19 protein-coding genes and 2 pseudogenes are annotated in these 24203 nt (G+C 70.3%); 6 read left to right on the plus strand and 15 right to left on the minus strand.

The annotated features are described in order from the left end of the window. Positions 1-248 precede the first annotated feature (248 nt). Positions 249-1880: an amidohydrolase family protein gene (locus tag ACGFN2_RS08685; protein WP_393358602.1), complete on the plus strand. Its 1632-nt coding sequence runs from the start codon at positions 249-251 to the stop codon at positions 1878-1880. Positions 1881-1882: 2 nt separating this feature from the next. Here ACGFN2_RS08685 and ACGFN2_RS08690 read toward each other — a convergent pair whose 3' ends face one another. After that, positions 1883-3850, minus strand: coding sequence for a P-loop NTPase fold protein (locus ACGFN2_RS08690; protein WP_393358604.1), 1968 nt, complete (start codon positions 3848-3850; stop codon positions 1883-1885). Between the two features lie 165 nt (positions 3851-4015). Here ACGFN2_RS08690 and ACGFN2_RS08695 point away from each other — a divergent pair, with 165 nt between their 5' ends. After that, positions 4016-5227 carry a pyridoxal phosphate-dependent aminotransferase gene (locus ACGFN2_RS08695; RefSeq protein ID WP_362609580.1) on the plus strand — a complete coding sequence of 404 codons (1212 nt, stop codon included), beginning with the start codon at positions 4016-4018 and terminating at the stop codon, positions 5225-5227. An 85-nt stretch (positions 5228-5312) separates the two neighbouring features. Next, positions 5313-5762 (plus strand): hypothetical protein, encoded by a 450-nt coding sequence (locus tag ACGFN2_RS08700; protein WP_362609583.1) that lies wholly within the window; start codon positions 5313-5315, stop codon positions 5760-5762. 137 nt (positions 5763-5899) lie between these two features. Here ACGFN2_RS08700 and ACGFN2_RS08705 read toward each other — a convergent pair whose 3' ends face one another. Then, positions 5900-7720 carry a phosphoenolpyruvate carboxykinase (GTP) gene (locus ACGFN2_RS08705; RefSeq protein ID WP_362609585.1) on the minus strand — a complete coding sequence of 607 codons (1821 nt, stop codon included), beginning with the start codon at positions 7718-7720 and terminating at the stop codon, positions 5900-5902. A 240-nt stretch (positions 7721-7960) separates the two neighbouring features. Between ACGFN2_RS08705 and ACGFN2_RS08710 the strand changes: the two genes are divergently transcribed. Together ACGFN2_RS08710 and ACGFN2_RS08715 are read left to right on the plus strand one after the other, a co-directional pair. Next, on the plus strand, positions 7961-8677 hold the full coding sequence (locus tag ACGFN2_RS08710) for a hemolysin III family protein (RefSeq protein ID WP_362609587.1): 717 nt from the start codon (positions 7961-7963) through the stop codon (positions 8675-8677). 421 nt (positions 8678-9098) lie between these two features. Beyond that, entirely contained in the window at positions 9099-9734 is a 636-nt protein-coding gene (locus tag ACGFN2_RS08715; protein WP_393358607.1) for a TetR/AcrR family transcriptional regulator, read from the plus strand. Between the two features lie 137 nt (positions 9735-9871). Here ACGFN2_RS08715 and ACGFN2_RS08720 read toward each other — a convergent pair. The 13 genes and pseudogenes from ACGFN2_RS08720 to ACGFN2_RS08780 all read right to left on the minus strand — a co-directional run. Beyond that, positions 9872-10054, minus strand: a pseudogene (locus tag ACGFN2_RS08720) (NADP-dependent oxidoreductase); the annotation flags it as partial. Positions 10055-10203: 149 nt separating this feature from the next. Then, positions 10204-12237, minus strand: a complete 2034-nt coding sequence (locus tag ACGFN2_RS08725) for a thioredoxin domain-containing protein (RefSeq protein ID WP_393358609.1) — start codon at positions 12235-12237, stop codon at positions 10204-10206. Positions 12238-12450: 213 nt separating this feature from the next. Then, complete coding sequence (locus tag ACGFN2_RS08730) at positions 12451-13701, minus strand: activator-dependent family glycosyltransferase (RefSeq protein ID WP_393358611.1); 1251 nt, start codon at positions 13699-13701, stop codon at positions 12451-12453. Positions 13702-13818: 117 nt separating this feature from the next. After that, entirely contained in the window at positions 13819-14778 is a 960-nt protein-coding gene (locus tag ACGFN2_RS08735) for an NAD-dependent epimerase/dehydratase family protein (protein WP_393358614.1), read from the minus strand. Between the two features lie 548 nt (positions 14779-15326). Further along, positions 15327-16088: an NAD-dependent epimerase/dehydratase family protein gene (locus tag ACGFN2_RS08740; RefSeq protein WP_393358616.1), complete on the minus strand. Its 762-nt coding sequence runs from the start codon at positions 16086-16088 to the stop codon at positions 15327-15329. Positions 16089-16266: 178 nt separating this feature from the next. After that, positions 16267-17253, minus strand: coding sequence for a dTDP-glucose 4,6-dehydratase (rfbB, locus tag ACGFN2_RS08745; protein WP_393358618.1), 987 nt, complete (start codon positions 17251-17253; stop codon positions 16267-16269). Positions 17254-17324: 71 nt separating this feature from the next. Further along, positions 17325-18101, minus strand: a complete 777-nt coding sequence (locus ACGFN2_RS08750) for a class I SAM-dependent methyltransferase (RefSeq protein ID WP_393358620.1) — start codon at positions 18099-18101, stop codon at positions 17325-17327. 94 nt (positions 18102-18195) lie between these two features. Further along, entirely contained in the window at positions 18196-18819 is a 624-nt protein-coding gene (locus tag ACGFN2_RS08755) for a dTDP-4-dehydrorhamnose 3,5-epimerase family protein (RefSeq protein ID WP_393359020.1), read from the minus strand. Positions 18820-18900: 81 nt separating this feature from the next. Beyond that, a pseudogene (locus ACGFN2_RS08760) lies at positions 18901-19014 on the minus strand (transposase family protein); the annotation flags it as partial. 92 nt (positions 19015-19106) lie between these two features. After that, the gene (locus ACGFN2_RS08765) at positions 19107-20255 is read right to left on the minus strand and encodes a nucleotide disphospho-sugar-binding domain-containing protein (RefSeq protein WP_393358622.1); all 1149 of its coding nucleotides are present in this window, start codon (positions 20253-20255) and stop codon (positions 19107-19109) included. A gap of 12 nt (positions 20256-20267) precedes the next feature. After that, the gene (locus ACGFN2_RS08770) at positions 20268-21413 is read right to left on the minus strand and encodes a nucleotide disphospho-sugar-binding domain-containing protein (RefSeq protein ID WP_393358624.1); all 1146 of its coding nucleotides are present in this window, start codon (positions 21411-21413) and stop codon (positions 20268-20270) included. Between the two features lie 181 nt (positions 21414-21594). After that, complete coding sequence (locus ACGFN2_RS08775; protein ID WP_393358626.1) at positions 21595-22773, minus strand: nucleotide disphospho-sugar-binding domain-containing protein; 1179 nt, start codon at positions 22771-22773, stop codon at positions 21595-21597. 14 nt (positions 22774-22787) lie between these two features. Further along, positions 22788-23861 (minus strand): glycosyltransferase, encoded by a 1074-nt coding sequence (locus ACGFN2_RS08780; protein ID WP_393358628.1) that lies wholly within the window; start codon positions 23859-23861, stop codon positions 22788-22790. A gap of 183 nt (positions 23862-24044) precedes the next feature. Here ACGFN2_RS08780 and ACGFN2_RS08785 point away from each other — a divergent pair, with 183 nt between their 5' ends. Then, on the plus strand, positions 24045-24185 hold the full coding sequence (locus ACGFN2_RS08785; RefSeq protein WP_393358630.1) for a hypothetical protein: 141 nt from the start codon (positions 24045-24047) through the stop codon (positions 24183-24185). Positions 24186-24203: the final 18 nt, after the last annotated feature.

Here is a 24203-nt window from a genome sequence, read left to right on the forward strand (position 1 = left end):
CGACAACGCGGCGAGCGTGCGTGCCTGGGGGCACCTCCCAGCGGTAGCTGGGGGAGCGTCGCGGGGCAGGCGGGAGTTTGACGACAGGCCCTAGGACCTGCCTGCGGGGCCGTTCCCGGTCCCGTCGGCTTCCCGGGGACCGGAGTTCCGCTCCCGTCCCCGGACGCCGGCGGTGCGCGCCGACCCCCGCGGTGCGCGCCGCCGGCCCCCGTCCCCTGGGCACCGAGGCACGGAAAGAGGCAGGCCCCATGGACACCGTGTTCCGCGACGTGCGCGTCATCGACGGGTCCGGCGGGCCGTCCTACCGCGCCGATGTCGCCCTGTCCGGCGGCCGGATCGCCGAGATCCACCGTGCGTCGGACGGCGGCCGGCGGCCGGGCGCCGCCCACGTGGTGGAGGGCCAGGGCCTCGCCCTCTCCCCCGGCTTCATCGACATGCACGCGCACAGCGATCTGGCGCTGCTGCGGGACCCCGCGCACGAGGCGAAGGCCGCCCAGGGCGTCACCCTCGAAGTCCTCGGCCAGGACGGCCTGTCGTACGCACCGGTCGACGACCGCACCCTCGCCGAGGTCCGCGCCCAGATCACCGGCTGGAACGGCGGGTGCCCCGGCGACACCTCCGTCGACTTCACCTGGCGCACCGTCGGCGGCTACCTCGACCGCCTCGACCACGGCTTCGACGGCCACGGCATTGCCGTCAACGCCGCCTACCTCGTCCCGCAGGGCACCGTACGGATGCTCGCCATGGGCTGGGACGACCGCGCGGCCACCGACGGCGAGCTGGCGCGGATGCGGCAGCTGGTCGCCGAGGGCCTGGAGCAGGGCGCGGTCGGGCTGTCCTCCGGGCTGACCTACACCCCCGGCATGTACGCCTCCGACGCCGAGCTGACCGAACTCTGCCGGGTGGTGGCCCGCTACGACGGCTACTACTGCCCGCACCACCGCTCCTACGGCGCCGGCGCCCTCCAGGCGTACGAGGAGATGGTGGCCCTCACCCGCGAGGCGGGCTGTGCGCTGCATCTGGCGCACGCCACCATGAACTTCGGCGTCAACGAGGGCCGCGCCCCCGAGCTGCTCGCGCTCCTGGACCGCGCACTGGACGCCGGTGCGGACCTCACCCTGGACACCTATCCGTACACCCCCGGCTGTACGACCCTGGTCGCCATGCTGCCGAGCTGGGCGAGCGAGGGCGGCCCGGAGGCGATCCTGACCCGCCTGCGCGACGAGGCGACGGCCGCGCGCATCCGGCACGACATGGAGGTGGCGGGCGCCGACGGCTGTCACGGGGTGCCCATCGCGTGGGACACCATCGAGATCTCCGGCGTCGCGGACCCGGCGCTGGCGGACCAGGTCGGCAAGACCGTCGCCCGCAGTGCCGCGGAGCGCGGGGAGGAGCCGTGGCGGACCGCCCGCCGGCTGCTGATCGAGGACCGCCTAGGCTCGACGATCCTGCAGCACGTCGGCCACGAGGACAACGTCCGCCGGATCATGCGCCACCGGGTGCACACCGGTGGCAGCGACGGCATCCTCCAGGGCGCCAAGCCGCATCCGCGCGCGTACGGCACCTTCCCCCAGTACCTCGGCAGGTACGTCCGTGAGCTGGGGGTGCTGTCGCTGGAGGAGTGCGTCGCGCATCTGACGGGCCGTCCGGCCGCCCGGCTGCGGCTCCCCGACCGCGGCCTGGTGCGCGAGGGCCACCGCGCCGACCTGGTCCTCTTCGACCCGGAGACGGTCGCCGCCGGGTCCACCTTCGACGCCCCGCGCACCCTGCCCACCGGCATTCCGCACGTCCTGATCGACGGCCGGTTCGTGATGGCGGACGGCAGGCGCACGGACGTCCTGGCGGGGCGCGCGGTGCGGCGGACACCCGGCCGGGGCTGAGGTCAGGCGGGCGGCGGCAGCTCCCCCTCGGCCGCGCGCAGCACCAGCCGCTCGATCTCCGGCCCGCTGCTCGTCAGATGGGCCCCCAACTCCCGGGCCAGCGCGGTCCGTTCCGGGGTGACCCGGCCCGCGTAGAAGACGACCGGACCGGTGTAGCGGCCCTCGCTCCGCAGCCGCCCGATGTGCTCCAGACCCTCCCGCGGATTGGCGCCCCGGGCGATGTCGGAGACGAGCACGGTCGGCGACTCGACGGCAAGGGCGGCGTCCGCGGCCTCCGAGTCCTCGGCGATCCGCACCACGGCGCCCGCCGCCCGGAAGGCGCTGACCAGCGTCTCGTTGTTCCGCGGATGGTCGTCCACCCACAGGATGCGCACCCCGCGCAGCACCGCGTCGTCCGCCCGGGCGTTCACGGTCCGACCCGGCGGCGCCGCGCCGTACGGGGACGCCGTGCCGTACGCGGGCGCCGTCCCGTATGCGGGCGCCGTCCCGTATGCGGGCGCCGCAACGTACGCAGGCGCCGCACCGTACGCGACCGCCGCGCTGTACGCGGACTCGGGCTCCACGGGGGCCGGGAGTTCGGCTCCCTCGCGCAGCCGGCGCAGCAGCTCCTCGGAGCGGGGCAGCGCCACCAGGCCGTCGATCAGCGAGGTGAACTCCTGGTCGGTCACCATCTCCGGGAAGCCGCTGGGGAGTTGGCGCTCCAGCCGGCCCAGCGTCTCGGCTCCGGCGGCCCCGGCCTGTTCCGGCAGGTCGTGTTCGAGGAGGAAGCGGTTCACCCGCGCCAGCTCGGCCTCGGGGAGCGGCTCCGGCGACCGCAGCAGCCGGCGCACCTGCTGGTACGTACGGAACTCCGCGATCACATCGCCCGCGCCGGGCCCCGGAACCCCGGCCACCATCCGGTAGAAGTCGGGGTAGAAGTACTGCAGCAGCAGGGTCCTGACCACCGCCTCCGGCGGGAAGTCCTCCCACATCGGATTGAGCGTCGCCTCCAGCACGAAGCCGTTCACCAGGCGCTTGATGCGGCGCGGATTGCGGGCCGAGCGCTCCGCGAGCAGGGTGGTCAGCCGCTCGTCCAGGAGCTGGTCGATCCCGACGGCGCGGGCACACCGGTCGATGTACTCCCGGACGCCCTGCTGGTCGGCGACCGGAATGCGATAGCTGGTCTGGAAGATTTTTTCCATGAACGCCGAGGCGGCGGGCGACAGATCGCGCAACAGCCCGTTGGGCGCCAGCGCCGAACGGTCGCAGCCGATGACGAACGCCAGCCCCGGCACGTCCAGATAGACCTTCACCGCCTCGCAGACGGCGAGCACCGTCTCCTCGGAGCAGCGGTCGAGGTCGTCGATGAAGACGACCAGGAGGCGGCGCGGCCGGAACTCGGCGGTCTCGGACCACTCCTCCACCAGAGCGCCGATCGCCTCCCGCATCTCGTTGCGGGCCTGGGAGTTGACGGACAGGCCGCGCCACAGCTCGTCGACCAGGCCGGCCACCCCGAGCGGCCCGGCGGCGACCGTCGTCACGGCCCGTACGGCCCGCAGCAGCGCCCGCCGCTCGGAGATCCGCTGGAGCGCCCGCCGCAGCACCCGCCGGTCGAAGCGCATCAGGACGGACTTGATCAGACCTTCCAGCGCGTCGGCGCCGGTCGAGGTCCAGGCGTTGTACCAGACGGTGTGCACCTCGGGGGCGTCCGCCAGCTCCGCGTCGACCAGCCGCATCAGGCTGCTCTTTCCCATGCCCCAGCCCGCGTCGACGGCGAGCGTGAAGGGGGTGGCGCCGCGGGAGGCGACCAGGAGCCCGGCGAGCCGGCCGGCGGCCCGGCCGGCGCCGAGCAGATCCGCGCCGGGCTCGGCCACCGGCTCGTCGTTGAGCAGCGCGAAGGGTCCGTGCAGCGGGGTCGCGGCCGGCGCCGGCACGGACGAGGAGGGGGTCGACGGCGGGGCGGCCGGTGGTAACGGAACCGAGATGGGCATGCTCCGGAGCGTAGCGGCGCGGGCCCGCGGCCCGCGGGCCGTCGCGCAATCCGCACCCCGGCACCCCGCCCGGTCACCGGGCGTGAGGAGGTCCACACCCGTCTCCCGGTCAACGTGGGGAAAAACACCGGGCGGCCGTCGATACGCGCCCGTAAGGTGGCGGACATGCAGGTGATCCAGTCAACGAAGCTCGCCAACGTCTGCTACGAGATCCGTGGCCCGGTTCTTGAGGAGGCGATGCGGCTGGAGGCTGCCGGTCACCGCATCCTCAAGCTCAACACCGGCAATCCGGCGGCGTTCGGCTTCGAGTGCCCGCCCGAGATCCTGGAGGACATCCTCCGCACGGTCGGCACGGCACACGGCTACGGGGACGCCAAGGGCCTGCTCTCCGCCCGCCGCGCGGTGATGCAGCACTACCAGACGCAGGGCATCGACCTCTCCGTCGACGACATCTACCTGGGCAACGGCGTCTCCGAGCTGATCCAGATGTCGATGCAGGCGCTGCTGGACGACGGCGACGAGGTGCTGGTCCCGGCCCCGGACTATCCGCTGTGGACGGCGTCGGTCTCGCTCTCCGGCGGCACCGCCGTGCACTACCGCTGCGACGAGCAGGCGGACTGGATGCCGGACCTCGCCGACATCGAGCGCAAGGTCACCGACCGCACCAAGGCCATCGTCGTCATCAACCCCAACAACCCCACGGGTGCCGTCTACGACGACGAGCTGTTGCGCGGGATCGCGGAGATCGCCCGGCGGCACAACCTGATCGTCTGCGCCGACGAGATCTACGACAAGATCCTCTACGACGGCGTCACCCACACCCCGTTCGCCTCGCTCGCCCCTGACCTGCTGACCCTGACCTTCAACGGGCTGTCGAAGTCGTACCGGGTGGCGGGCTACCGCAGCGGCTGGATGGCGGTCTGCGGCCCGAAGGCGCACGCCTCCTCGTACATCGAGGGGCTGACGATCCTCGCCAACATGCGGCTGTGCGCCAACATGCCGGCCCAGCACGCGGTCGCCACCGCCCTCGGCGGCCGGCAGTCGATCAACGATCTGGTACTGCCCGGCGGCCGGCTGCTGGAGCAGCGCGACACCGCGTACGAGCTGCTCACCCAGATCCCCGGCGTCAGCTGCGTCAAGCCGAAGGGCGCGCTGTACGCCTTCCCGCGGCTGGACCCCAAGGTCTACAAGGTCAAGGATGACCGGCAGATGGTGCTCGACCTGCTGCGCGAGGAGAAGATCATGATCGTGCACGGCACCGGCTTCAACTGGCCGGAGCCCGACCACTTCCGCCTGGTCACGCTGCCCAGCAAGGACGACCTGGCGGACGCCGTCACCCGGATCGGCTCCTTCCTGGACGGCTACGGGCAGTACTGACCCGGAGCGCACCTCTGTAAGAGCCACAACTTTAGACCGTGTCTAAGCTAGGATGGTCTCCTGAACGTTTTCAGGAGGCCGTCCCATGTACGAACCGATCCGCACCAAGTCGGTCCACACCATGGCCGCCGCCCCGGAGGTCCCGCACCGCTCGCGCGAGCAGGAGCTGGACATCCGGCTCGCCAGTCAGCTGACGGCGCTGCTCACCGTCACCGATGAGCTGCATGCGCTGGCGACGCGGACGGACGGCGGCGCACCGCAGGACACCGGGCTGGACGGCGCCGCGCTGGCCGCCGCGGCCGAGCGCATCGCCGAGCAGGTCACGCGGCTGAGCGGCGGCCACCATCCGCTGCGCGCCGAGCCCACCGGCGGCGGCACCCCGCCCCGGGCCGAGGCCCTCCGGCAGCGCGCCCACACCCTCGCCGGGAACGCCCTGGCGGTCGCCACCACCCGCGGCGACACGGCGGCGATGGAGCTGGCCACCGAGCGGATGGCGGCGCACGCCGACCCGCTCCGGGATCTCGCCACGGCCTGAGCCCGGGCGCCGGGACCGGCCAGGCCCGCCTCACCCGACCGGCCCAGCCGGTCCGCACCACATCAGCTCACCCACAGCTACGAGCCGGGGCCCCGCACGTCCTGTGCGGGGCCCCGGCTCGTGTGCGATGCGGGTGATCAGCCGAGCCGCTGCACCAGTGCGCGGTACTCGTCCCACAGCTCCTTCGGCGTGTGGTCACCGAAGGTGTTGAGGTGCTCGGGGATCAGCGCCGCCTCCTCGCGCCACACGTCCTTGTCGACGGTGAGCAGGAAGTCGAGGTCGGCGTCGTCGAGGCCGAGGCCCTCGGTGTCCAGCGCCTCCTTCGTGGGCAGCACACCGATCGGGGTCTCGACACCGTCGGCCTTGCCGTCCAGCCGCTCGACGATCCACTTGAGCACCCGGCCGTTCTCGCCGAAGCCCGGCCACACGAAGCGGCCCTTGTCGTCCTTGCGGAACCAGTTGACGTAGTAGATCTTCGGCAGCTTGGCCTGGTCCTTGTCCGCGCCGACCTTGACCCAATGCCCCATGTAGTCGCCCATGTTGTAGCCGCAGAACGGCAGCATGGCGAACGGGTCCCGGCGCAGCTCGCCGACCTTGCCCTCGGCCGCGGCGGTCTTCTCGCTGGCGACGTTGGCGCCGAGGAAGACACCGTGCTGCCAGGTCAGCGACTCGGTCACCAGCGGCACGGCGCTGGCGCGACGGCCACCGAAGAGGATCGCCGAGATCGGGACGCCCTTGGGGTCCTCCCACTCGGGCGCGATGATCGGGCACTGGCCGGCCGGGACGGTGAAGCGGGCATTGGGGTGGGCGGCCGGGGTCCCGGACTCCGGGGTCCAGTCGTTGCCCTTCCAGTCGGTCAGATGGGCGGGCTTCTCCTCGGTCATGCCCTCCCACCAGACGTCGCCGTCGTCGGTGAGCGCGACGTTGGTGAAGACGGAGTTGCCCCACATCGTCTTCATGGCGTTGGCGTTGGTGTGCTCGCCGGTGCCGGGCGCGACACCGAAGAAACCGGCCTCGGGGTTGATGGCGTAGAGGCGGCCGTCCTCACCGAAGCGCATCCAGGCGATGTCGTCGCCGATGGTCTCGACGGTCCAGCCGGAGATCGTCGGCTCCAGCATCGCGAGGTTGGTCTTGCCACAGGCGCTCGGGAAGGCGGCGGCGACGTACTTGGACTCGCCCTGCGGCGGGGTGAGTTTGAGGATCAGCATGTGCTCGGCGAGCCAGCCCTCGTCGCGCGCCATGACGGAGGCGATCCGCAGCGCGTAACACTTCTTGCCGAGCAGGGCGTTGCCGCCGTAGCCGGAGCCGAAGGACCAGATCTCCCGGTCCTCGGGGAAGTGCGAGATGTACTTGGTGGAGCTGCACGGCCACGGCACATCGGCCTCGCCCTCGGCCAGCGGTGCGCCGAGGGTGTGCACCGCCTTGACGAAGAAGCCGTCGTCGCCGAGCTCGTCGAGCACCGGCTGCCCCATGCGCGTCATCGTGCGCATCGAGACCGCGACATAGGCGGAGTCGGTGATCTCCACGCCGATCGCGGACAGCGGCGAGCCGAGCGGGCCCATGCAGAACGGGACGACGTACATCGTCCGGCCGCGCATCGAACCGCGGAAGATTCCCTGGTCACCGGCGAAGATCTCCCGCATCTCGGCGGGGTCCTTCCAGTGGTTCGTGGGGCCGGCGTCCTCCTCCTTCTGGGAGCAGATGAAGGTGCGGTCCTCGACCCGCGCCACGTCCGAGGGGTCGGAGGCCGCGTAGTACGAGTTGGGGCGCTTGATCGGGTCGAGCTTCTTGAACGTGCCCTTGTCGACGAGCTCCTCACACAGACGCTCGTACTCCGCCTCCGAGCCGTCACACCAGACGACCCGGTCGGGCTGGGTGATCGCTGCGATCTCGTCGACCCAGGAAATGAGGCCCTGGTGACGGGTGAGGACGGGGGGAGCCGCGTTGTCGCGCGCCACGATCGCTCCTAGATGAGGGTGTGGACAGATTTATGCCCGGTTTTGCCGGGAAAATCCGCTTCTTTAGATGTCTGCCCCTTGGGGGCTGCGACCCGGATGCTTCGTGACCGCTCATCCGGTGCCGACCGCACTCATTTGATCATCCGACCGTTCCGGGGTTCTGTCCAGAGGGCGCCTTCGTGACCGTCACCACTTCGCCACGAATCCGTAACTTACGGTCGCGTAGGTAGCATTACCGCCATGACTTCCGCGCCCGACGCCGCCGAGAGCCCGCACTCCTCCGCGCCGCCCGCGATCGCGGCGGTCGCCGCCGCGGCCGCACCCCTGAAGCCCAGACTCCGCGGCTGGCTGCACGCCGGGATGTTCCCCGCCGCCCTGCTCTCCGGCGTCCTGCTCACCGCCCTCGCCGACAGCCCCCGCGGCCGCCTGGCCTGCGCCATCTACACCCTGACCGCCTGCCTGCTCTTCGGCGTCAGCGCCCTTTACCACCGCGGCAATTGGGGCCCGCGCGCGGACGGCATCCTGCGCCGGCTCGACCACGCCAACATCTTCCTGATCATCGCCGGCACCTATACGCCGCTGACGATGCTGCTGATGCCCGGCTCCCGCGGCGAGGCCCTGCTCTGGGCGGTCTGGGCGGCCGCACTGGCCGGAATTCTCTTCCGGGTCTTCTGGGTCGGCGCCCCCCGCTGGCTCTACACCCCCTGCTACATCGCCATGGGCTGGGCCGCCGTCTTCTTCCTGCCCGACTTCCTGCGCACCGGCGGCGTCGCCGTCCTCGTCCTGGTCATCGTCGGCGGCCTGCTCTACAGCGCCGGCGGCGTGATCTACGGGCTCAAGCGCCCCAACCCCTCACCCCGCTGGTTCGGCTTCCACGAGGTCTTCCACTCCTTCACCCTGGCCGCCTTCGTCGTCCACTACGTCGGCATCTCCCTGGTGGCGTACACCCACGCCTGAGCCCCGCCTTCGACGGACCGAGCCCCCCCCCCCCGTGGCTTCGTGGCCGCAGCCTTCCTGGCTGCGGCCACGAGGCTTTGCCGAACATTTCACTGAGGCCATCACCGGCACGCCTCCACCCCTCACTCGTAGCCCGCCGCTCGCCACTCGCCGCTTGCAGCCCGTCGCTCACGGTAACAATTCCCGTAACTCAGCGTAATAACCATGGGCGGGCTGCCGGATTCGCGGCGAGAGGATTTCGGCGATCGCCTTCCTTCGAGGGTGCTGCTTCTGTCGCTTCCTGTCGCGTCCTGTCACGTCCTGTCATGTGAGGCGAACCCGGCTTCGCCGGGAGGCCGGGCGTCGCCCTGTTCAGCCGCCGTACGGGGCGCGGTACGGCTCCCGCACAAGCCGTGGCCTCGGGGACTTCTGATGCCCGACAATGCTGCGCATGGTCTCCGCACGTACCTCCGCCAGCACGCCGCCCGGGACGCCGAAGATCGGGCTGCGGGAGCGGAAGAAGATCCAGACCCGCCAGGCGATCCGGCGGGCCGCCTACCGGCTCTTCGAGGAACAGGGGTACGACGCGACCCCCATCGATCAGATCGCCGAGGCCGCCGACGTCTCCCCGAGCACGGTCTTCCGCTACTTCCCGACCAAGGAGGACATCGTGCTCACGGACGAGTACGACACCGTCTTGGAGGCCGGACTGCGGGCCCGTCCCACGGACGAGCCGATGGTGGAGTCGATGCGGCGGGTGACGGTCGAGGCGCTGCGCGAGATCACCGGGGCGGACCGCAGGGAACTCGTCCAGCGCATCCGGCTGATCCGTGAAGTGCCCGCCATCCGGGGCCGTACGGCGGAGAACACCGCCCGGGACGCCACGCTGATCAGCGCGGTACTGGCGGAGCGCACCGGCCGTCCGGCCGGCGATCTGGAACTGAGGGTGATCAGCGCGGCGATCCTGGCCGCGCTCCAGGAGGCCATGCTGAGCTGGGTCGAAGGCGGCCAGACCGCCGAGCTGGAGGCGCTGATCCATCAGACGATGGACGTACTGGCGCGGGGGCTCAGGCTCTGAGGGGGGTCTTTCGGGTGGGCCCCCGTTACTTTCCCAGGTGGTTTTTTCCCCGCCGCCCACCCCCCTTCGGGGGGTGGGCGGGTGTAGAGAGCAGGTCCCGCGGCAAAGCGGCCCCTCCCGCCCGCCCCCCCCCCGCCTCACAACTCCACGAGTACGGCGCCCAGATGACGGCTCTCGGTCAGCTCGCGCAGCGCCCGGGGCGCCTGTTCGATGCATTGCAGCCGGGTGTGCGGGAAGGTGAGGGTGCCGTCGCGCAGCCCTTCGCCGAACCGCCGGTTCCACTCGGGGATCACGTCCAGGTGGTCGTACGCGGACTTCCCGGTGTGAGCAGTGTGTGCGGTGTGTCATGGCCCGCGGCTAAACACGTGCCGCGCACGCCAAGGCAGCCCTTTGGCCGGTTCATGAACGGGACGGGCAGCGGTGGCCCCTGGGGCGGTCGGCGCGCCGGACGTCCCAGGGGCCCGCTGTCTCATCCCCGGAGTCGCTCCGCCAGCTCCTCCGGGTCGGTCGTCGGACGCTCGCAGGTGAAGCGGCGGCAGACGTAGGCAGCCGGCCGGCCGTCGACCAGGGGGCGGTCCTGGAGGAGCGGTACCTCGTCGGCCCCGGGGGCGCCCAGTGCGACAACCGCCCCGGGGGCGGTGCCGAGCAGCGCGGCGCGGTGCAGGGCGACGGTGGCCGGATCGCCCTGCGGGCCGACGACCGCGACCTCGCGCGGCCCGTCCAGCGCGGCCTCGGCGACGGCCAGGCCCCACCCGATGAAGCGCGGGGCCCGGCCGGCGAGCGCCGTGACGATGGCCAGGGCCCGCTCCGCCGCGTCCCGGTGGAGGGCGCTGCCGGTGAGTGCCGCATACGAGAGCAGGGCGCCGGCCGCCGCGGTCCACCCGGAGGGCGTCGCATTGTCGGTGGGGTCCTGGGGGCGGCGGATCAGCGCCTCGGCGTCGGCCGCGGTGTCGTAGAGCGCGCCGTCCTCGGAGGTGAACTGGAGCAGGACGGTGTCCAGGAAGAACCCCGCGAACTCCACCCAGACCCCCTCCCCGGTGGCCGAGGCCAGGCTGAGGAAGCCCTCCGCGACGTCGGCGTAGTCCTCCAGGACGCCGGAGTTGGCGCCGGGGGTGCCGTCGCGGGAGGTGCGGTGCAGCCGGGCCTGCCAGTCCATGTGGACGCGGACCAGCAGGTCGGCGGCGTCGGTGGCGGCCTGGATCAGATCCGGCCGGTCGAAGTAGGCACCGGTTTCGGCGAGCGCGGCGATGGCCAGCCCGTTCCAGGAGGCGACGACCTTGTCGTCACGGCCGGGGCGCGGCCGCCGGTCCCGCGCCGCGAGCAGCCGCCGCTTGACGGAGGCCATCCGTTCGGCGTCAACCGGGCCTTCGGTGTCCGGGAGTTGGAGGACCGAGGCGCCCTCCTCGAAGGTGCCCTCCTCGGTGACGCCGAAGGAGGCGGCGGCGAATTCGGCGTCCTCGTCGCCCAGTACGGCGCGCAGCTGCCCGGGCGTCCAGACGTAGTAGGCGCCCTCGACGTGCTTCCCGGTGCCGTCGTCGCTGTCCGCGTCCAGCGCGGAGGCGAAGCCGCCCTGGTCGGTACGGAGTTCGCGGACCATGAAGTCGGCGGTCTCCACGGCGATCCGGCGGGCCTGCTCCGAGCCGGTGGACCGCCACAGATGGGCGTAGGTCCGGCACAGCAGGGCGTTGTCGTAGAGCATCTTCTCGAAGTGCGGCACGGTCCAGGTGGCGTCCACCGCATAGCGCGCGAAACCACCGCCGAGCTGGTCGTAGATGCCACCGCGCGCCATCGCCGCGCAGGTCGCCTCCGCCATTTCCAGGGCTCCGGCGGAGCCGGTGCGCGCGTGGTGGCGGAGCAGGAACTCCACCACCATGGACGGCGGAAACTTGGGCGCGCCACCGAATCCACCATGCACCGCGTCGAATTCGCGGGTGAGGCCCATCAGAGCACCGTGCAGCTCCTCGGGACGCGGCGGCTGCCGGTCCGCGGGCAGCGACCCGGCCAGAGACCGTCCGGCGAGGTCGGCGACGATCCGTCCGGCGACCTCCCCGACCTCGTCCCGGCGGTCGGCCCAGGCGGTACGCACCCCTTCGAGGATCTGCCCGAAGGACGGCATACCGTGACGGGGCTCGGGCGGGAAGTACGTACCGAAGTAGAACGGCTCGGCGTCCGGGGTGAGAAAGACGGTCATCGGCCAGCCACCCTGCCCGGTGGCGGCCTGCACGGCCTCCATGTAGACGGCGTCGACGTCCGGACGCTCCTCCCGGTCGACCTTGACGGCCACGAAGTGCTCGTTGAGCAGCGCGGCGGTGTCGGGGTCCTCGAAACTCTCGTGGGCCATCACGTGACACCAGTGACACGAGCTGTAGCCGACACTGAGCAGTACCGGCACGCCTCGCCGGCGGGCCTCCTCGAACGCGTCGGTGGACCACGGCCACCAATCGACCGGGTTGTCGGCGTGCTGGAGCAGGTAGGGCGACTGCTCGTTGGCCAGTCGGTTCATATCGGCATCGTCGCACAAATCAAGCGCGCTGATCAGCAGGGAGACGCCCGACCGATGCGGTTGGCCCGAGGCCCCGGTACCGTGCCGGCCGGCGCGGTGGCCGCAGCACCGCCCCCTCTCGGCGGGCGCCTGCCCCCTGCGCGATCAGGCCCGGAAACGGAAAAAGACCCCCTGCTCATCGAGCAGGGGGTCCGTTTGACCGGCTCGCCGCCCTCAGCGGCGGTGGCGGGCGGTCAGTTCCTCCAGTACCGGGACGAGGTCGGCAGGAGAGGGCGTCTCCTCCCACTCCCTGTGCAGCACGGCGGCACCGTCCTGGAAGGACTGATCCTCGAGCAGCCGGGTGAGCCCCTTCTGCAGGGCGTCCGCAGTGAACCGGTTGCTGTCGATCACCAGTCCGGCGCCGCTGTCGGCGACGTGCTGGGCGATGGTGGTCTCGCCCCAGAACAGCATCGGCGTGATCAACTGCGGCACCCGGTGCGCCACCGAGGCCGCGAAAGTGCCGCCGCCACCGTGGTAGATGACCGCCGAGCAGGTCGGCAGCAGGTAGCTGAGCGGTATGTACTCCACCAGGCGAACGTTGTCCGGCACCGCGGCGATGGAGTTCCGCTGCGCGGCGCCCACCGTGGCCACCAGCTCCACGTCCAGCTCGGCCACTGCCTCGACGACCTCGGCGAACGACACACCGCTCTGCCGGAAGAGCTGGCGGCCGCGCCCGCCGACACCGAGGGTGAGGCAGACTCGCGGGCGCTCGGGCCGCTCGTTGACCCAACTGGGCACGGAGGCTGTCCCGTTGAAGGGAATCCGGCGCATCGAGATGAACGGCAGGTCGACCGGCAGCTGCATCCCTCTCGGCATGGGGTCGATGGTCCACTGCCCGAGCAGCAACTCCTCCTCGTACTCAAGACCGTAGGGCGTCAGCATGCCCTCCATCAGGGCGTGTACCGGGTCCTCCGGCGGCTGCGCCCCCCGCGCCGCCAGGTGCTCCCGAGACCGCGCGCGCAGCCAGCCGATGTTGTCGCGCCCCCACAGCATGCGGGCCTGGGCCGCGCCGCTGACCCGCGCGGCCACCGCGGCCGGAACGCAGAACTGGTCCCACACCACCAGGTCTGGCTTCCAACTGCGGGTGAAGTCAACCAAGTCGGGCAGGACCTGGCGGTAGAGCGACAGGACCTTGCACATCCCCTCCCACTGCTCCTCCCAGCCGGAGGTATCCGCGGTGTCCAGGAACAGGGCGTCGTCAAGGCTGTCGGTCAGGTCGGGATTCGTGTTGAACTCGACCACTGAGGCGAGCTTGTCGCGGGAGCCGAGAGGCACGGCCGCGAGGCCCGCGCTGGTGACGAGGTCCACGGCGTCGGGATGAATGGCCACCCGTACCTCGTGGCCGGCGTTCTGCAGGGCCCAGGCCAGCGGAACGATCGGGTGCACATGTGCGGTGGCGGGAAAGACGGCGAACAGAACACGCATGGGTGCTTCTCCGTTGGGAGTGTCGTGCAGGGAAGGCCGCAGGCCGCCTCACCCGGCAACGGGGCGGACGAACCGGCGGTGGAGGGGCGGAACGCAGTGGCTCGAGGCCGGACGGACTCACGCGGCCCCGAGGAGCGCGGTGAGTGAGGCGTCCAGGTCACGGCGCGGTTCCCAGCCCAACAGCCGCCGCGCCAGGGAGATGTCCAGCATCTGGCAGTCCACGTCACTGCGGGAGGTGTCCGTCCGGGCCCGCTCGACCAGCCGGACCGGCAGTTCGCTGAGTTGGATCAGCCGCTCTGCCACCAGGCGCGCGCTGACCGCCGCGCCGCTGCCGATGTTGATAACGCGCCCCGACACGTCGGCCCGTGGCGCGCGCGCCACGGCAAGGATGGCGTCGGCCACGTCGCGTACGTCGACGAAGTCACGCTCCGCGTCCAGTGGGCCGAGGACCAGCTCGCTGTCGGCGGCGTCGCCGTCCCGGGCAAACCGCTTCAGGTGCGCCGCGATGTCGCCGAGGAGACTGCCGGCCGGCAAACCCGGGCCGATGATGTTGGCGATCCGCAGCACGACGACGTTCAGCTCGGAGGTGCCGGCCGCATCCAGTACGCGGCGTGCCGCCTCCAGTTTCGAGCGGCCGTAGGCGTTGACCGGAGCTGGTGTCCGCTCCTCGGTGATACCGGCGTCCCTGCTTCCGGAGCCGTACTCGTGGACGCTGCCGAGCTGGATCAGCAGGGGCCGGTGCGGCAGCTTCCGCACCGCCGCCACCAGGGCGGTCACCAGCTCCGTATTGGCTCCCCACATCTGTTGCCCTGTCATCTTCCAATAGCCGCCGGCGGCATTGACGATCACATCCGCCCCGGTGTCGGCGAGCATCGCGACAAGGTCCGCGGGTCCGTCCGCGAGCAGGTCGAAGGCGATGGAGCGCTCGCCCTCCGGATCGTCGCCGCCGGCGCTGCCGGGCAGGGTCCGGGAGACGCTGACGACCCGGGCGCCCGACGACCGGAAGGCTGCGCGCAGGTTCCGGCCCACGAAACCGCTGCCTCCCAGTACCCCCACGCAAAGCTGCTCATGTGTCATGTCGAGATCTCCACACGCAGGTGATCGCCCCCGATGACGCGGTGCTCCGGCGTGTGCCGGCCGCTGGGGCAGGCACACGCCGGCTGTCCCGCTTCCCGAACGCGGCGACAGGGAGGGCATACGGGCAGGACGCTTCTGCTCCGACCACCTGCGCGGTGAACGCGTCGGCCACGGCGACTGGATCGACTGGATCGCCCCTTGTCCGTGCCGCCCGGCGTCACACTGCTGACGGTGCCCCGCAGGGCGCCCAGGCACCGGGAGAAGTCCGGCACGAGCTGCTCCAGGACGACCTTGACCACCACGCCCGCAGGGTTGACCAGGACGTCCGGGGCGGTGGCCCGCCCGGTTCCCCGGCTCGGCCCCGTGCCCCATGCTGCCTTTGAGAGCTTGCCCATGATGTCTCCCCTGTCGGTGGTGAACGGTGTCGCCGGCCGGCTCGCGGCCCTGGCGGCGTCGCAGTTGGCGATCGCGGCGCAACTCCACTCCGGCCTGCTCCGTCATCGCGCGGGCAGCAGGCGGCGCCGTCCGAGGGATCGGTGGGAGCGCGATCAGGCCGCCGTGGAGGGATCAGCCGTGGCGATGAAGGCGTCGAGCACCCGCCGGTAGTAGCCGGGGCCGAAGCCCATGGCCGCCGTCTCCGGGACGAGGGCGCGTAACTTCTCGGTGGAGATGACGTGATGGGCGCCCGCCTCCTCGTATCGGCGGCGGACCGACAGACCCAGTCGGGTCTCAAGGTGGTCGACGATCCGCTCCACCGGTACGGCCGTACCGGAGGCCACGTTGACGGTCTCGCCGCAGAGCCCCTGAGCGAGCAGCCGGTCGATGACGGTGACCACGTCGCGGACGTCGATCAGGTCACGGGCGGCGGCGCGCTGGATGCGCACCGTCCCCTTGCGCATCTGCTGGATGAGGGCGGGGATCAGCTGGTGCGGGGGCTGTCCGGTGCCGACGAGATGCCCCAGACGCAGGATCAGATGGTCGGCACCGGAATCCTGCAACTGGCGTTCCAGCGCGAGCTTGTGTGCACCGTACGGAGTGCAGGGGGTGATCGGGCTGTCCTCCCGGCCGGGCCCGTCCACCGCGCCGTACATGCCGGTGGCCGCGGTGGAGAAGAAGAGCAGCCGTCGCCCGGTGGCACGGCACCGGTCTGCGGCCTGTGTCAGCAGTGCGGCCTCCCGGGCGAAGTCGGCGTCCGAAGTACCGCTGGCCCAGGAGACGCCCGCCGCCATGGCGACCGTGCCCTGGTGGCGATGCGCGAGAGGGCTCAGGTTCCGGGCGAGGAATCCGTTGCCCAAGATCTCCATGGTCATCCGCGGGCCTCCACGCATTCCTTCATCGACGAAGATGACGTAGTCGAGCATTCGATCGACCCGGGCCTGGGTGCACGCTGCCCCGGGAGCTGCACTCGGTGACGGTGCCGCTGTCGGCGAGGGTGCCCACGCCCGGTGCGGCCCGGCGCCGCCGGCCGGAGCCGGGGAAGGAGGGGCCTCACGGCTGCGAACCGCCCGCCCGCGTGGTGCCCTTCCACCAGGCGGGGTTGTCCCGGTACCAGGCCACGGTGTCGGCGAGCCCCTGCTCGAAGGTGATCTGCGGGGCGTAGCCGAGCTCCTCGCAGATCTTCGTCTCGTCGAGGGAGTAGCGCAGGTCGTGCCCCTTGCGGTCGGCGACCCGGCGGACCCTGGACCGGTCCGAGCCGGTCAGTGCGAGCAGGCGTTCGGTGATGGCCCGGTTGGTCTGCTCGTTGCCGCCGCCGATGTTGTAGATCTCACCGGCCCGGCCCTTGTTCAGCACGAGGTCGATCGCACGGCAGTGGTCGTCCACATGGAGCCACTCGCGGATGTTGCCGCCGTCGCCGTAGAGCGGCACCTGCTTGCCTTCGAGCAGACGGGTGACGAACAGCGGGATGAGTTTCTCGGGGTGCTGGTACGGACCGTAGTTGTTGGAACAGCGGGTGATCGAGACATTCAGCCCGTGGGTGCGCCAGTACGACCGCGCCAGCAGGTCCGATGCCGCCTTGGAGGCGGAGTACGGGGAGTTGGGCTCGAGCCGCCAGTCCTCCGTCCAGGACCCCTCGTCTATGGACCCGTAGACCTCGTCGGTGGAGACGTGGACGACGCGCCGCACACCACTGGCGAGGACCGCGTCGAGCAGCCGCTGAGTGCCGGTCACGTTGGTGTGGACAAACTCCTCCGCCGCTTCCAGGGAGCGGTCCACGTGCGACTCCGCGGCGAAGTGGACCACCGCGTCGTGACCGGGCAGCAGTCGGCGCAGCAGATCGCTGTCGCAGATGTCGCCGCGGACGAAGGTCAGGCGCGGGTGCGTCTCGGGGAGGTTCGCGCGGTTCCCGGCGTAGGTGAGCTTGTCCAGGACAGTGACATGCGCACCCTCCCACTCCGGGTAGCCTCCGCCGAGCAGCGTGCGCACATAGTGCGAGCCGATGAAACCGGCGCCGCCGGTGACCAGGATTTCCTTCATGCCGCTACCTCGATTCGCAGGTGGTCACCGGCGACAGGCCGGTGGTGGGGGTGTGGGTGAGCGGCGGCGGATCAGTTCTCCCCCCACTCCAGATAGATGATCGGGGATTCACGGTGGGGCAGCTGGCGCAGTTTCGCGTTGCCGAGCTCCATGAATTCGGCCAGCGCCTTGGTCTCGCCGGGCCATTTGGGGTGGGCAAGTTCATCGAATGCCAGAATGCTTCCCTTGACCATGTGCGGCCGGATGGCGTGCAGGATCTCCAGCGTGGGCTCATACAGATCAACATCGATGTAAGCCAGGGCGATGACAGTCTCCGGATTCTCTTCCAGATACTGGGGAAGCGTGCTGCGGACATCTCCCTGCACCACGAAGCTGCGCTGGGTGTGGCCATAGGGTTCGCCCAGTTCGTGCGCGGCGAGCACTGCACGAAGGTGATCCACTTCGCCCTCGGGAACAGCGAACCGGCCGGTCACCGCGCTGGGCGTCGCACGGTCGATGTCAGCGATATCGGGAAATCCCGTAAAGGTGTCGAAGCCGACCACGCGACGGAGCGAGTTATAGGGCTCGTAGATGCTGCGAAGGGCGGTGAAGGAAGCGAGATGACGCCCGTGGAGAACGCCGAACTCCATGATCACCCCTGGCACATCGGTGACCATCCGGTACAGCGCGTCCATGGCCAGCAGGTCGGCGAGTTGATGGCGACGCAGGTACACCGGAAGGTTGTCGATCAGGTACTCGGGCGGGATCGGCGTCTCGGCCAGGAGCTTGGTGAGGCGCAGGCGTGATTCCCGTTCCTGCTCCGACTCGTGCGGCACGACCTTGGGGTCCTTGTAATCACTGTTCATCATGCTCTTCCTCTCTCGTTCTTCGCTCGGTTTCTGATGGCCGGGGAGCCGCGAATCTGTGCGGGCTTGCGGGCCACGACATGGTGGTGAGAGGGCGTCAGCCTGTTGTCAGGCCGTTCGCGGTGCCCAGTTGGGCCTCCAGTTCCAGGCAGAGCTCGTAGTCGGGGAGCAGCCCCCGCTCCGCGGCCTGGGCGAGGGTGGGAGCGGCGGTGTCCCGCTCGGAGAGGATCGGGTCGATGTCTTCGGGGATCGGCAGGCCGAGCGCCGGATCGAGCGGCGAGAGGGCCAGCTCCCGCTCCGCGACGTACGGGGCCGAGGTCAGGTACGACATGACGGTGTGGTCGGTGAGCGCCACGAAGGCGTGGCCGACGCCGATCGGCAGGTACACGGCACGGAAGCCGGACTGGTCCAGGAGGACGGCTTCCCACTTGCCGAACGTGGGCGAGCCGCGCCGGATGTCCACGGTGAAGTCCAGGCTCCGCCCGCTCGCGCAGTAGACGTACTTGGCGGCGCCCGGAGGTGCGACGGTGTAGTGAATACCCCGGACGACGCCTCGTCGGGACAGGCTGTGGTTGCCCTGGGCGACCGCGAACAGCGGTCCCCCTCTGGCGGTTTCGAAGACCGACTGCTGAAAAGGAGCGACGAACACGCCGCGTTCGTCGGAGAACGTCCGCGAGGTGAATTCCAGCGCGCCCTGCACAGCGAGCTTTCGCGCTTCCATGTATCCCTCCGAACAGGAGCTAAATGGGCAAGGAACATCTTTCGTGCAGCACACGGCGGAGCCGGGGCATCGGTGGAAAAAGAAGCGGTAGGCCGTCGTGGTTCCGACGCCGAACCCTGCCGCGAGTCGGGCATACGTGTGGCCCACCCGCAGGTGGGCGAGCGTGCGCAGGGCCTGGCGGCCGGCGCTTGGCCGAAACCCATCTACCAGGAGCTTCACCACGTTGGCAGCCCAACAGCCGTACGGGAAGTACAGGTTGGAAAGGGCTCAATGTGTCGAAGGAACGTTCAGCGGTGCGCCAGATCCACCAGCGCGCCCACCATCCGGTTCGGCGACGGCATGGCCGTGATCTCGTCGCGGAGCGCCTGGGCGCGGGTGACATAGGAGGTGTCCGAGACGGCCTCGTGGCATGCCGCACCGACGGCGTCGGGCGCGTCCTCTCCGGTCTTCAGCGTCACGGCCGCGCCGTAGCCGGCCAGGCGCTCGGAGGCGTCTGCGAGCATCTCCGCGCCTGGGACGATGACTTGGGGCGTCCCGGAGTACATGCCCGTCAGGCTGGTCACACCGCCCCCGTGGTGCACGAGCAGATCACACGTCGGGGCCACAACGTCCAGGGGGAACCACCCCGCGCGCACCTCGCCGCAGGCCTCGCGCAGTTCGGCGGCAAGGCCGTCGGGAGCGGCGATCAGGACTTCGGCGTCGAGCGGGGCCAGCTCCGCCACCGTACGCGTCAGGAACTCGAAGAGCTTGTGGTGGCCGTCGCGGGTCACCTGGCTGCCGGCGGTGAGGCAGATGCGGCGGCGGTCACCACGGGTATACATCCACGGTTCGAGCTGCCGTTGACGATTCGCGGGGACATACCGCATCGGCGATGCCGGGCGGGCGGCGGCGGGCCGCAGACTGGGCGGGCACACGTCGATGAACAGGTCGGGCTCGGGGAGGTGCGCCAGTCCCAGCTCGCTCAGCTCGGGTTGGAGTTCCTCGTCGGCGCCGGGGTGCACATGCGTCGCGTCGATCGCGTCCCACGCCAGCCGCACCCACGGGACCCCGAGATGCCGCGCCAGCAGCGGTGCCGCGTACGTCATGGTCCCGCCGACGACGACATCGGGGCGCCACGCCGCCGTGAACTCCTTGAGGACGCCCAGGCTCGCGGCGGCCATCCGGCCGAACCAGCGGCCGGTGAACACGCCCTGCTCGGCCACCCCGGCGTCGAGTGGCGGAGGCACCGGCCGCCCCTGCCGGTCCTGGGAGATGAAGTGCCGGATCGGCAGGTCGGTCGTCGAGACCGCCGGGATCGCCGCCGCCTCGGTGGCGGACATCAGGTCACTGTTGGCCGCCATGAAGATCTCGTGGCCCGCGCCGCGCAGGGCCGTGGCGAGCGGGGCCAGCGAGAACACGGTCGCCTGGCCGCCGCCGGTGACGAAGAGAACCCTCATCGACATGTCTCCCTAACGTGAGCGGGTTGCCAGGTCCTCCAGTACGCCGACCACTTCGCTCGGGGACGGCATGGCGTCGATCTCCCGGCCGAGCGCCTGGGACCTGTCCTTGTAAGCCGAGTCCTCCATGAGCGTCTGGAGGGCCTTCGCGACGCTGTCGGGGGTGACCTCGTCGGGCAGCAGGTTGATCGCGGCACCGTAGTCGGCGACGAGTTGCGCGGCGCGGCGGACCTTCTTCTCCTGAGGCAGGAGCAGTTGCGGCACTCCCGAGATCATCGCGGTCTGTCCGGTGAGGCCGCCGGCGTGGTGCACGATGAGGTCGCAGGTCGGCATCAGCACGTCCAACGGAATCCAACCCGCCCGGATGCCGTCGCACTGGTTGCGCAGTTCGGCGGCGACCTCCTCCGGCGCGGGGATGACGATCTCGGCGTCCAGGACGGCGAGGCTGTCCACCACGCTCCGGATGAGCTCGAAGTTGTTGTCCCGGGCGGCCATGCTTCCGCCCGTCACACACACCCTGCGCCGCTCGCCGTGGGTGTACATCCACGGTTCGAGGGGATTCTGGGAGTTGATGGGGACCCACCGGACCTGTTGGGCGGGGGCGGCACCGGCCCACCGGACTCCGGGCGGGCAGTTGTCGATCAGCAGATCGGGCTGCGGGACGCCATCCAGGCCCAACTGCCGAAGTTCCGGCCGAAGTTCCCCCTCACTGCCCACGTGGATGCCCACGGTGTCCAGCGCGGCCCAGGTGTGCCGCACCCACGGCACCGACAGTTCGTGGGCCAGGAGCGCCGCCGCGTAGGCGTGCGGGCCTCCGATCACGATGTCCGGGCGCCAGCCGGCCGCCACCTCCCGCAGCTGCACCAGGCTTTCCGCCGCCACACGCCCGAACCAGCGGCCCGTGTACTGGATGAACTCGGGGTGGTCCACGTCGTCCGGGACGATCTCCCGCTCGCCGGAGCGCCGCGTGGCCTTGATGTCGGCAATCGGAGTGGTGGTGGCGGCGATGGCGGGCAGGCCGAGCCCGGTCACCACCGATGTCCGCTCCTTCAGTGTCGACATGAAAACCTGGTGCCCCTCATCGCGTGCCGCGGTCGCGAGCGGGGCGAGAGCGAACGCGTTGGACGGGGTGGGGCCCGCGACGAACAGCATCTTCATGGGCGAACCGTTCTCTTCTCGTCTTGTCGGGGGGGCTGCTTCCCGAAGGGGAAGTGGTGGTCAGGCGAGTAGGTGCCCAGCCAAGTGCGCGAGGGCCAGGGGCTTGCGCCTGCCGGCGAGTTCGCACCGCCGGCAAGGCGAGATTCCTTCGTGAACCACGAGCGGCGTGCTGACGATCAATTCAGCTGTGGGCGCGGGAAAGAGCGAGCTGCTCCAGATCGGAGGCGTTCTGCGCGGGGGACGGCATGCCCTCCATTTCCGTACGCAGGGAGCCGGCCGCCTCGGCGTACCGGGGGTCTGTGAGCAGCTGTGTCAGCGCCTCGCGGAGAAGCCCCGCATCGTCTTGGGCGGTCACGGTGTCGAAGCTGATTCCCGCGCCGGTGGCCGCCAAGCGGTCGCCGTGCGCGAAACAATCGGCCATCTGCGGAAGTACGAGCTGCGGCAGCCCGAAGAGGGTGGCGGTCATGGTGGTGGCCGCACCGCCATGGGTGATGATGGCATCGCAGGAGCCGAGGAGCAGATGGAGCGGGACAGGGTCGACCATCCGCACATTGGCCGGCACCGGACCGATGCGCTCCCGGTACTCCGCGCCGACGGTGGCGATCAGTTCGACGTCCTGCATCTCCGCGAACGAGCCCAGCAGCGCCCGCACGAAGGGCACCCCGTTGTAGACCAGGGTTCTTCTGCCGAGAGAGACGGCGACCCGCTTGGAGCGCGTGTCTCGCCGGTCCCACTCCGCACGCAGCCAAGAAGGCAGCATCTCGCTGCCGTTGAACGGCACATATCGCACCGGGGTCTCGGGCTTCAGTTCCGGGAGCTGCAGTGCGCCGGGGCAGGAATCAAGGACTACCGTGGGCTCAGGGAGAGTTTCGAGGCCCAGCGACTGGCAGGTCCCGCGCAGTTCTTCCCTGGCCGCGGGGAGCCGGGGCGTGCCGATCGGATCGACACCCCAACGATGGTGAACGACCGGGACCCTCAGCAAGGCTCCCAGAATGAGTGCGCTGTACTCCAGCGGATCGGAAATGATCAGTTCCGGACGGAAGGAGCGGGCAAAACCCAGGTAGTCCTCCACCATGGATTTCGCATGCTCGATCCACACACCTCCGAAGCCGCCCTTCATACCGCGCGGCCGGGATTCCAGTGGGCGTCTCCCTGGTGCCAGGTCACTGAGCACCATCTGTTCGGTGTCGAACGGTTCGCCGAGACTCACGAAGTTCAGCCCTGCCGTACGGGCGGGTTCCGCGCTGTCGGGTCTCCCCAGGACGAGCACCTCGTGGCCCGCGGTACGGAGAGCCCAGGCGACCGGCACCAAAGTCGCCAGGTGGCTTGGGTCGGGAGTCGTCATCACCAGGACGCGCATTCAGGTCTCCTATCTCACTGAGCGAGGGCGGACAGCGAAGACACCAGCGCCGCCGGAGTGGGCTGGGACTCCATCTCGTCCCGCAGTTTCCGGGCGGCGATCGCATGGGCGGGATCTGTGAGGAGTGAAGTGACGGCCGCGCGAATCGCCCCCTCATCCGCCTGAACATTGGACAGAAACCGGGCCGCACCGGCTCCGGCGATTCGGCCGGCGATCACTTCCTGATCCAGGCCTGTGTGGATGGCCAGCTGCGGCACTCCAGCCGTCAGAGCGGTCATGGCGCAGCCGGCGCCCCCGTGGTGGATGACCACATCGCAGCTGGGCATCAGCACATGCAACGGCGTGCGCTCCATCAGCCGCACACCGGGTGGAAGCGCTCCCGCGCGCTCCATCCGCTCGCGGTCGGCACCCGCGAGCAGAACGAGGACCTCGGCGCCCAGCCCTGCGAGAGCGTTCACCACGCGAGGCACCGCGAACGAAGCCGGCCCGTAAATGCCGCTGACGGAGGTCCCCCAAACCACGCACACCCGCGGTCCGGCAGAGCCGCTCTCGCCGTGCGGCAGCCGCGCGCCAGGTCCGTTGTACGGCACATGACGGATGGACAGCCGCTCGGCCTTCAGGGGTGGTCGCACGCTGATGGGAGAGGGGTCGATCACGTGCTCATAGACGTGCGGCCCCATCTGCCCCACGCCGTGCCGGGGGAACGCCCCACTGGGGTCCATGGGCACGAAGCTCGCCCCCGGCGGTGCTCCCGGTACGCCGTCGTCCGGACCGACGGGCCCCCACAGCTGCAACACGGCGGGAATATCCAGGACTTTCCCGACGAGCGGCCCTTCGAAGCTCATGATGTCGTGGACCACGAGATCGGGACGCCACCAGCGCGCGAAATCCACCGCGGCGTCACTGCTCCGAGTCGTGACACCGATGGCCCAGTCATGGTTCTCCTGGGCCCACGCGCTCATATCGAATTCATCGAGCGAGTCAAGTGGTTGCCCGGTAAGCGGGTGCAGCGGGAGTTCCGAAAATGGCCATGAGCCGAATTCGGCCATGCGGAAATTGTGCAGCCGGCCCCGCACCGTCATGTCCATGGCCTCGAGAATCGGAACCGGCATGAGCCCTGCGCCGCTTACCGGTTGCGTCTGGCATGGCGTACACATGACGTTCACCTCGTGCCCGGCCGCCTGCAACGCCCACCCCAGGGGCACCATAGAGGCCCAGTGCCCAGGCCAGTTGGACACGGTAAACAGAACCCGCACGCGAACTCCTTTCGAATGAGCGAATCGATCAGCCTTTCCGGCATTCGCCCGCCGCACGTGCGCCGCGTCGATATCCACATCCGCCTCATGAAGAAGAAGTCCCGACGGGAGCGGGGCAGACACCAGCGTCAGCCTGATCACGGCGCCGAGCTGTAGGGCGGTCCGGTACAGGGC

This window comes from Streptomyces sp. NPDC048612, assembly GCF_043199295.1.
Classification (GTDB): Bacteria; Actinomycetota; Actinomycetes; order Streptomycetales; family Streptomycetaceae; genus Streptomyces.

Coding starts and splice junctions, on each gene's coding strand:
- ACGFN2_RS08695 (WP_362609580.1), top strand. CDS start 4,016: ATGCAGGTGATCCAGTCAACGAAGCTCGCCAACGTCTGCTACGAGATC.
- ACGFN2_RS08685 (WP_393358602.1), top strand. CDS start 249: ATGGACACCGTGTTCCGCGACGTGCGCGTCATCGACGGGTCCGGCGGG.
- ACGFN2_RS08690 (WP_393358604.1), bottom strand. CDS start 3,850: ATGCCCATCTCGGTTCCGTTACCACCGGCCGCCCCGCCGTCGACCCCC.
- ACGFN2_RS08710 (WP_362609587.1), top strand. CDS start 7,961: ATGACTTCCGCGCCCGACGCCGCCGAGAGCCCGCACTCCTCCGCGCCG.
- ACGFN2_RS08765 (WP_393358622.1), bottom strand. CDS start 20,255: ATGAGGGTTCTCTTCGTCACCGGCGGCGGCCAGGCGACCGTGTTCTCG.
- rfbB (WP_393358618.1), bottom strand. CDS start 17,253: ATGAAGGAAATCCTGGTCACCGGCGGCGCCGGTTTCATCGGCTCGCAC.
- ACGFN2_RS08770 (WP_393358624.1), bottom strand. CDS start 21,413: ATGAAGATGCTGTTCGTCGCGGGCCCCACCCCGTCCAACGCGTTCGCT.
- ACGFN2_RS08730 (WP_393358611.1), bottom strand. CDS start 13,701: ATGCGTGTTCTGTTCGCCGTCTTTCCCGCCACCGCACATGTGCACCCG.
- ACGFN2_RS08700 (WP_362609583.1), top strand. CDS start 5,313: ATGTACGAACCGATCCGCACCAAGTCGGTCCACACCATGGCCGCCGCC.
- ACGFN2_RS08735 (WP_393358614.1), bottom strand. CDS start 14,778: ATGACACATGAGCAGCTTTGCGTGGGGGTACTGGGAGGCAGCGGTTTC.
- ACGFN2_RS08750 (WP_393358620.1), bottom strand. CDS start 18,101: ATGATGAACAGTGATTACAAGGACCCCAAGGTCGTGCCGCACGAGTCG.
- ACGFN2_RS08715 (WP_393358607.1), top strand. CDS start 9,099: ATGCTGCGCATGGTCTCCGCACGTACCTCCGCCAGCACGCCGCCCGGG.
- ACGFN2_RS08785 (WP_393358630.1), top strand. CDS start 24,045: ATGAGCGAATCGATCAGCCTTTCCGGCATTCGCCCGCCGCACGTGCGC.
- ACGFN2_RS08775 (WP_393358626.1), bottom strand. CDS start 22,773: ATGCGCGTCCTGGTGATGACGACTCCCGACCCAAGCCACCTGGCGACT.
- ACGFN2_RS08740 (WP_393358616.1), bottom strand. CDS start 16,088: ATGACCATGGAGATCTTGGGCAACGGATTCCTCGCCCGGAACCTGAGC.
- ACGFN2_RS08780 (WP_393358628.1), bottom strand. CDS start 23,861: ATGGACATGACGGTGCGGGGCCGGCTGCACAATTTCCGCATGGCCGAA.
- ACGFN2_RS08725 (WP_393358609.1), bottom strand. CDS start 12,237: ATGAACCGACTGGCCAACGAGCAGTCGCCCTACCTGCTCCAGCACGCC.
- ACGFN2_RS08755 (WP_393359020.1), bottom strand. CDS start 18,819: ATGGAAGCGCGAAAGCTCGCTGTGCAGGGCGCGCTGGAATTCACCTCG.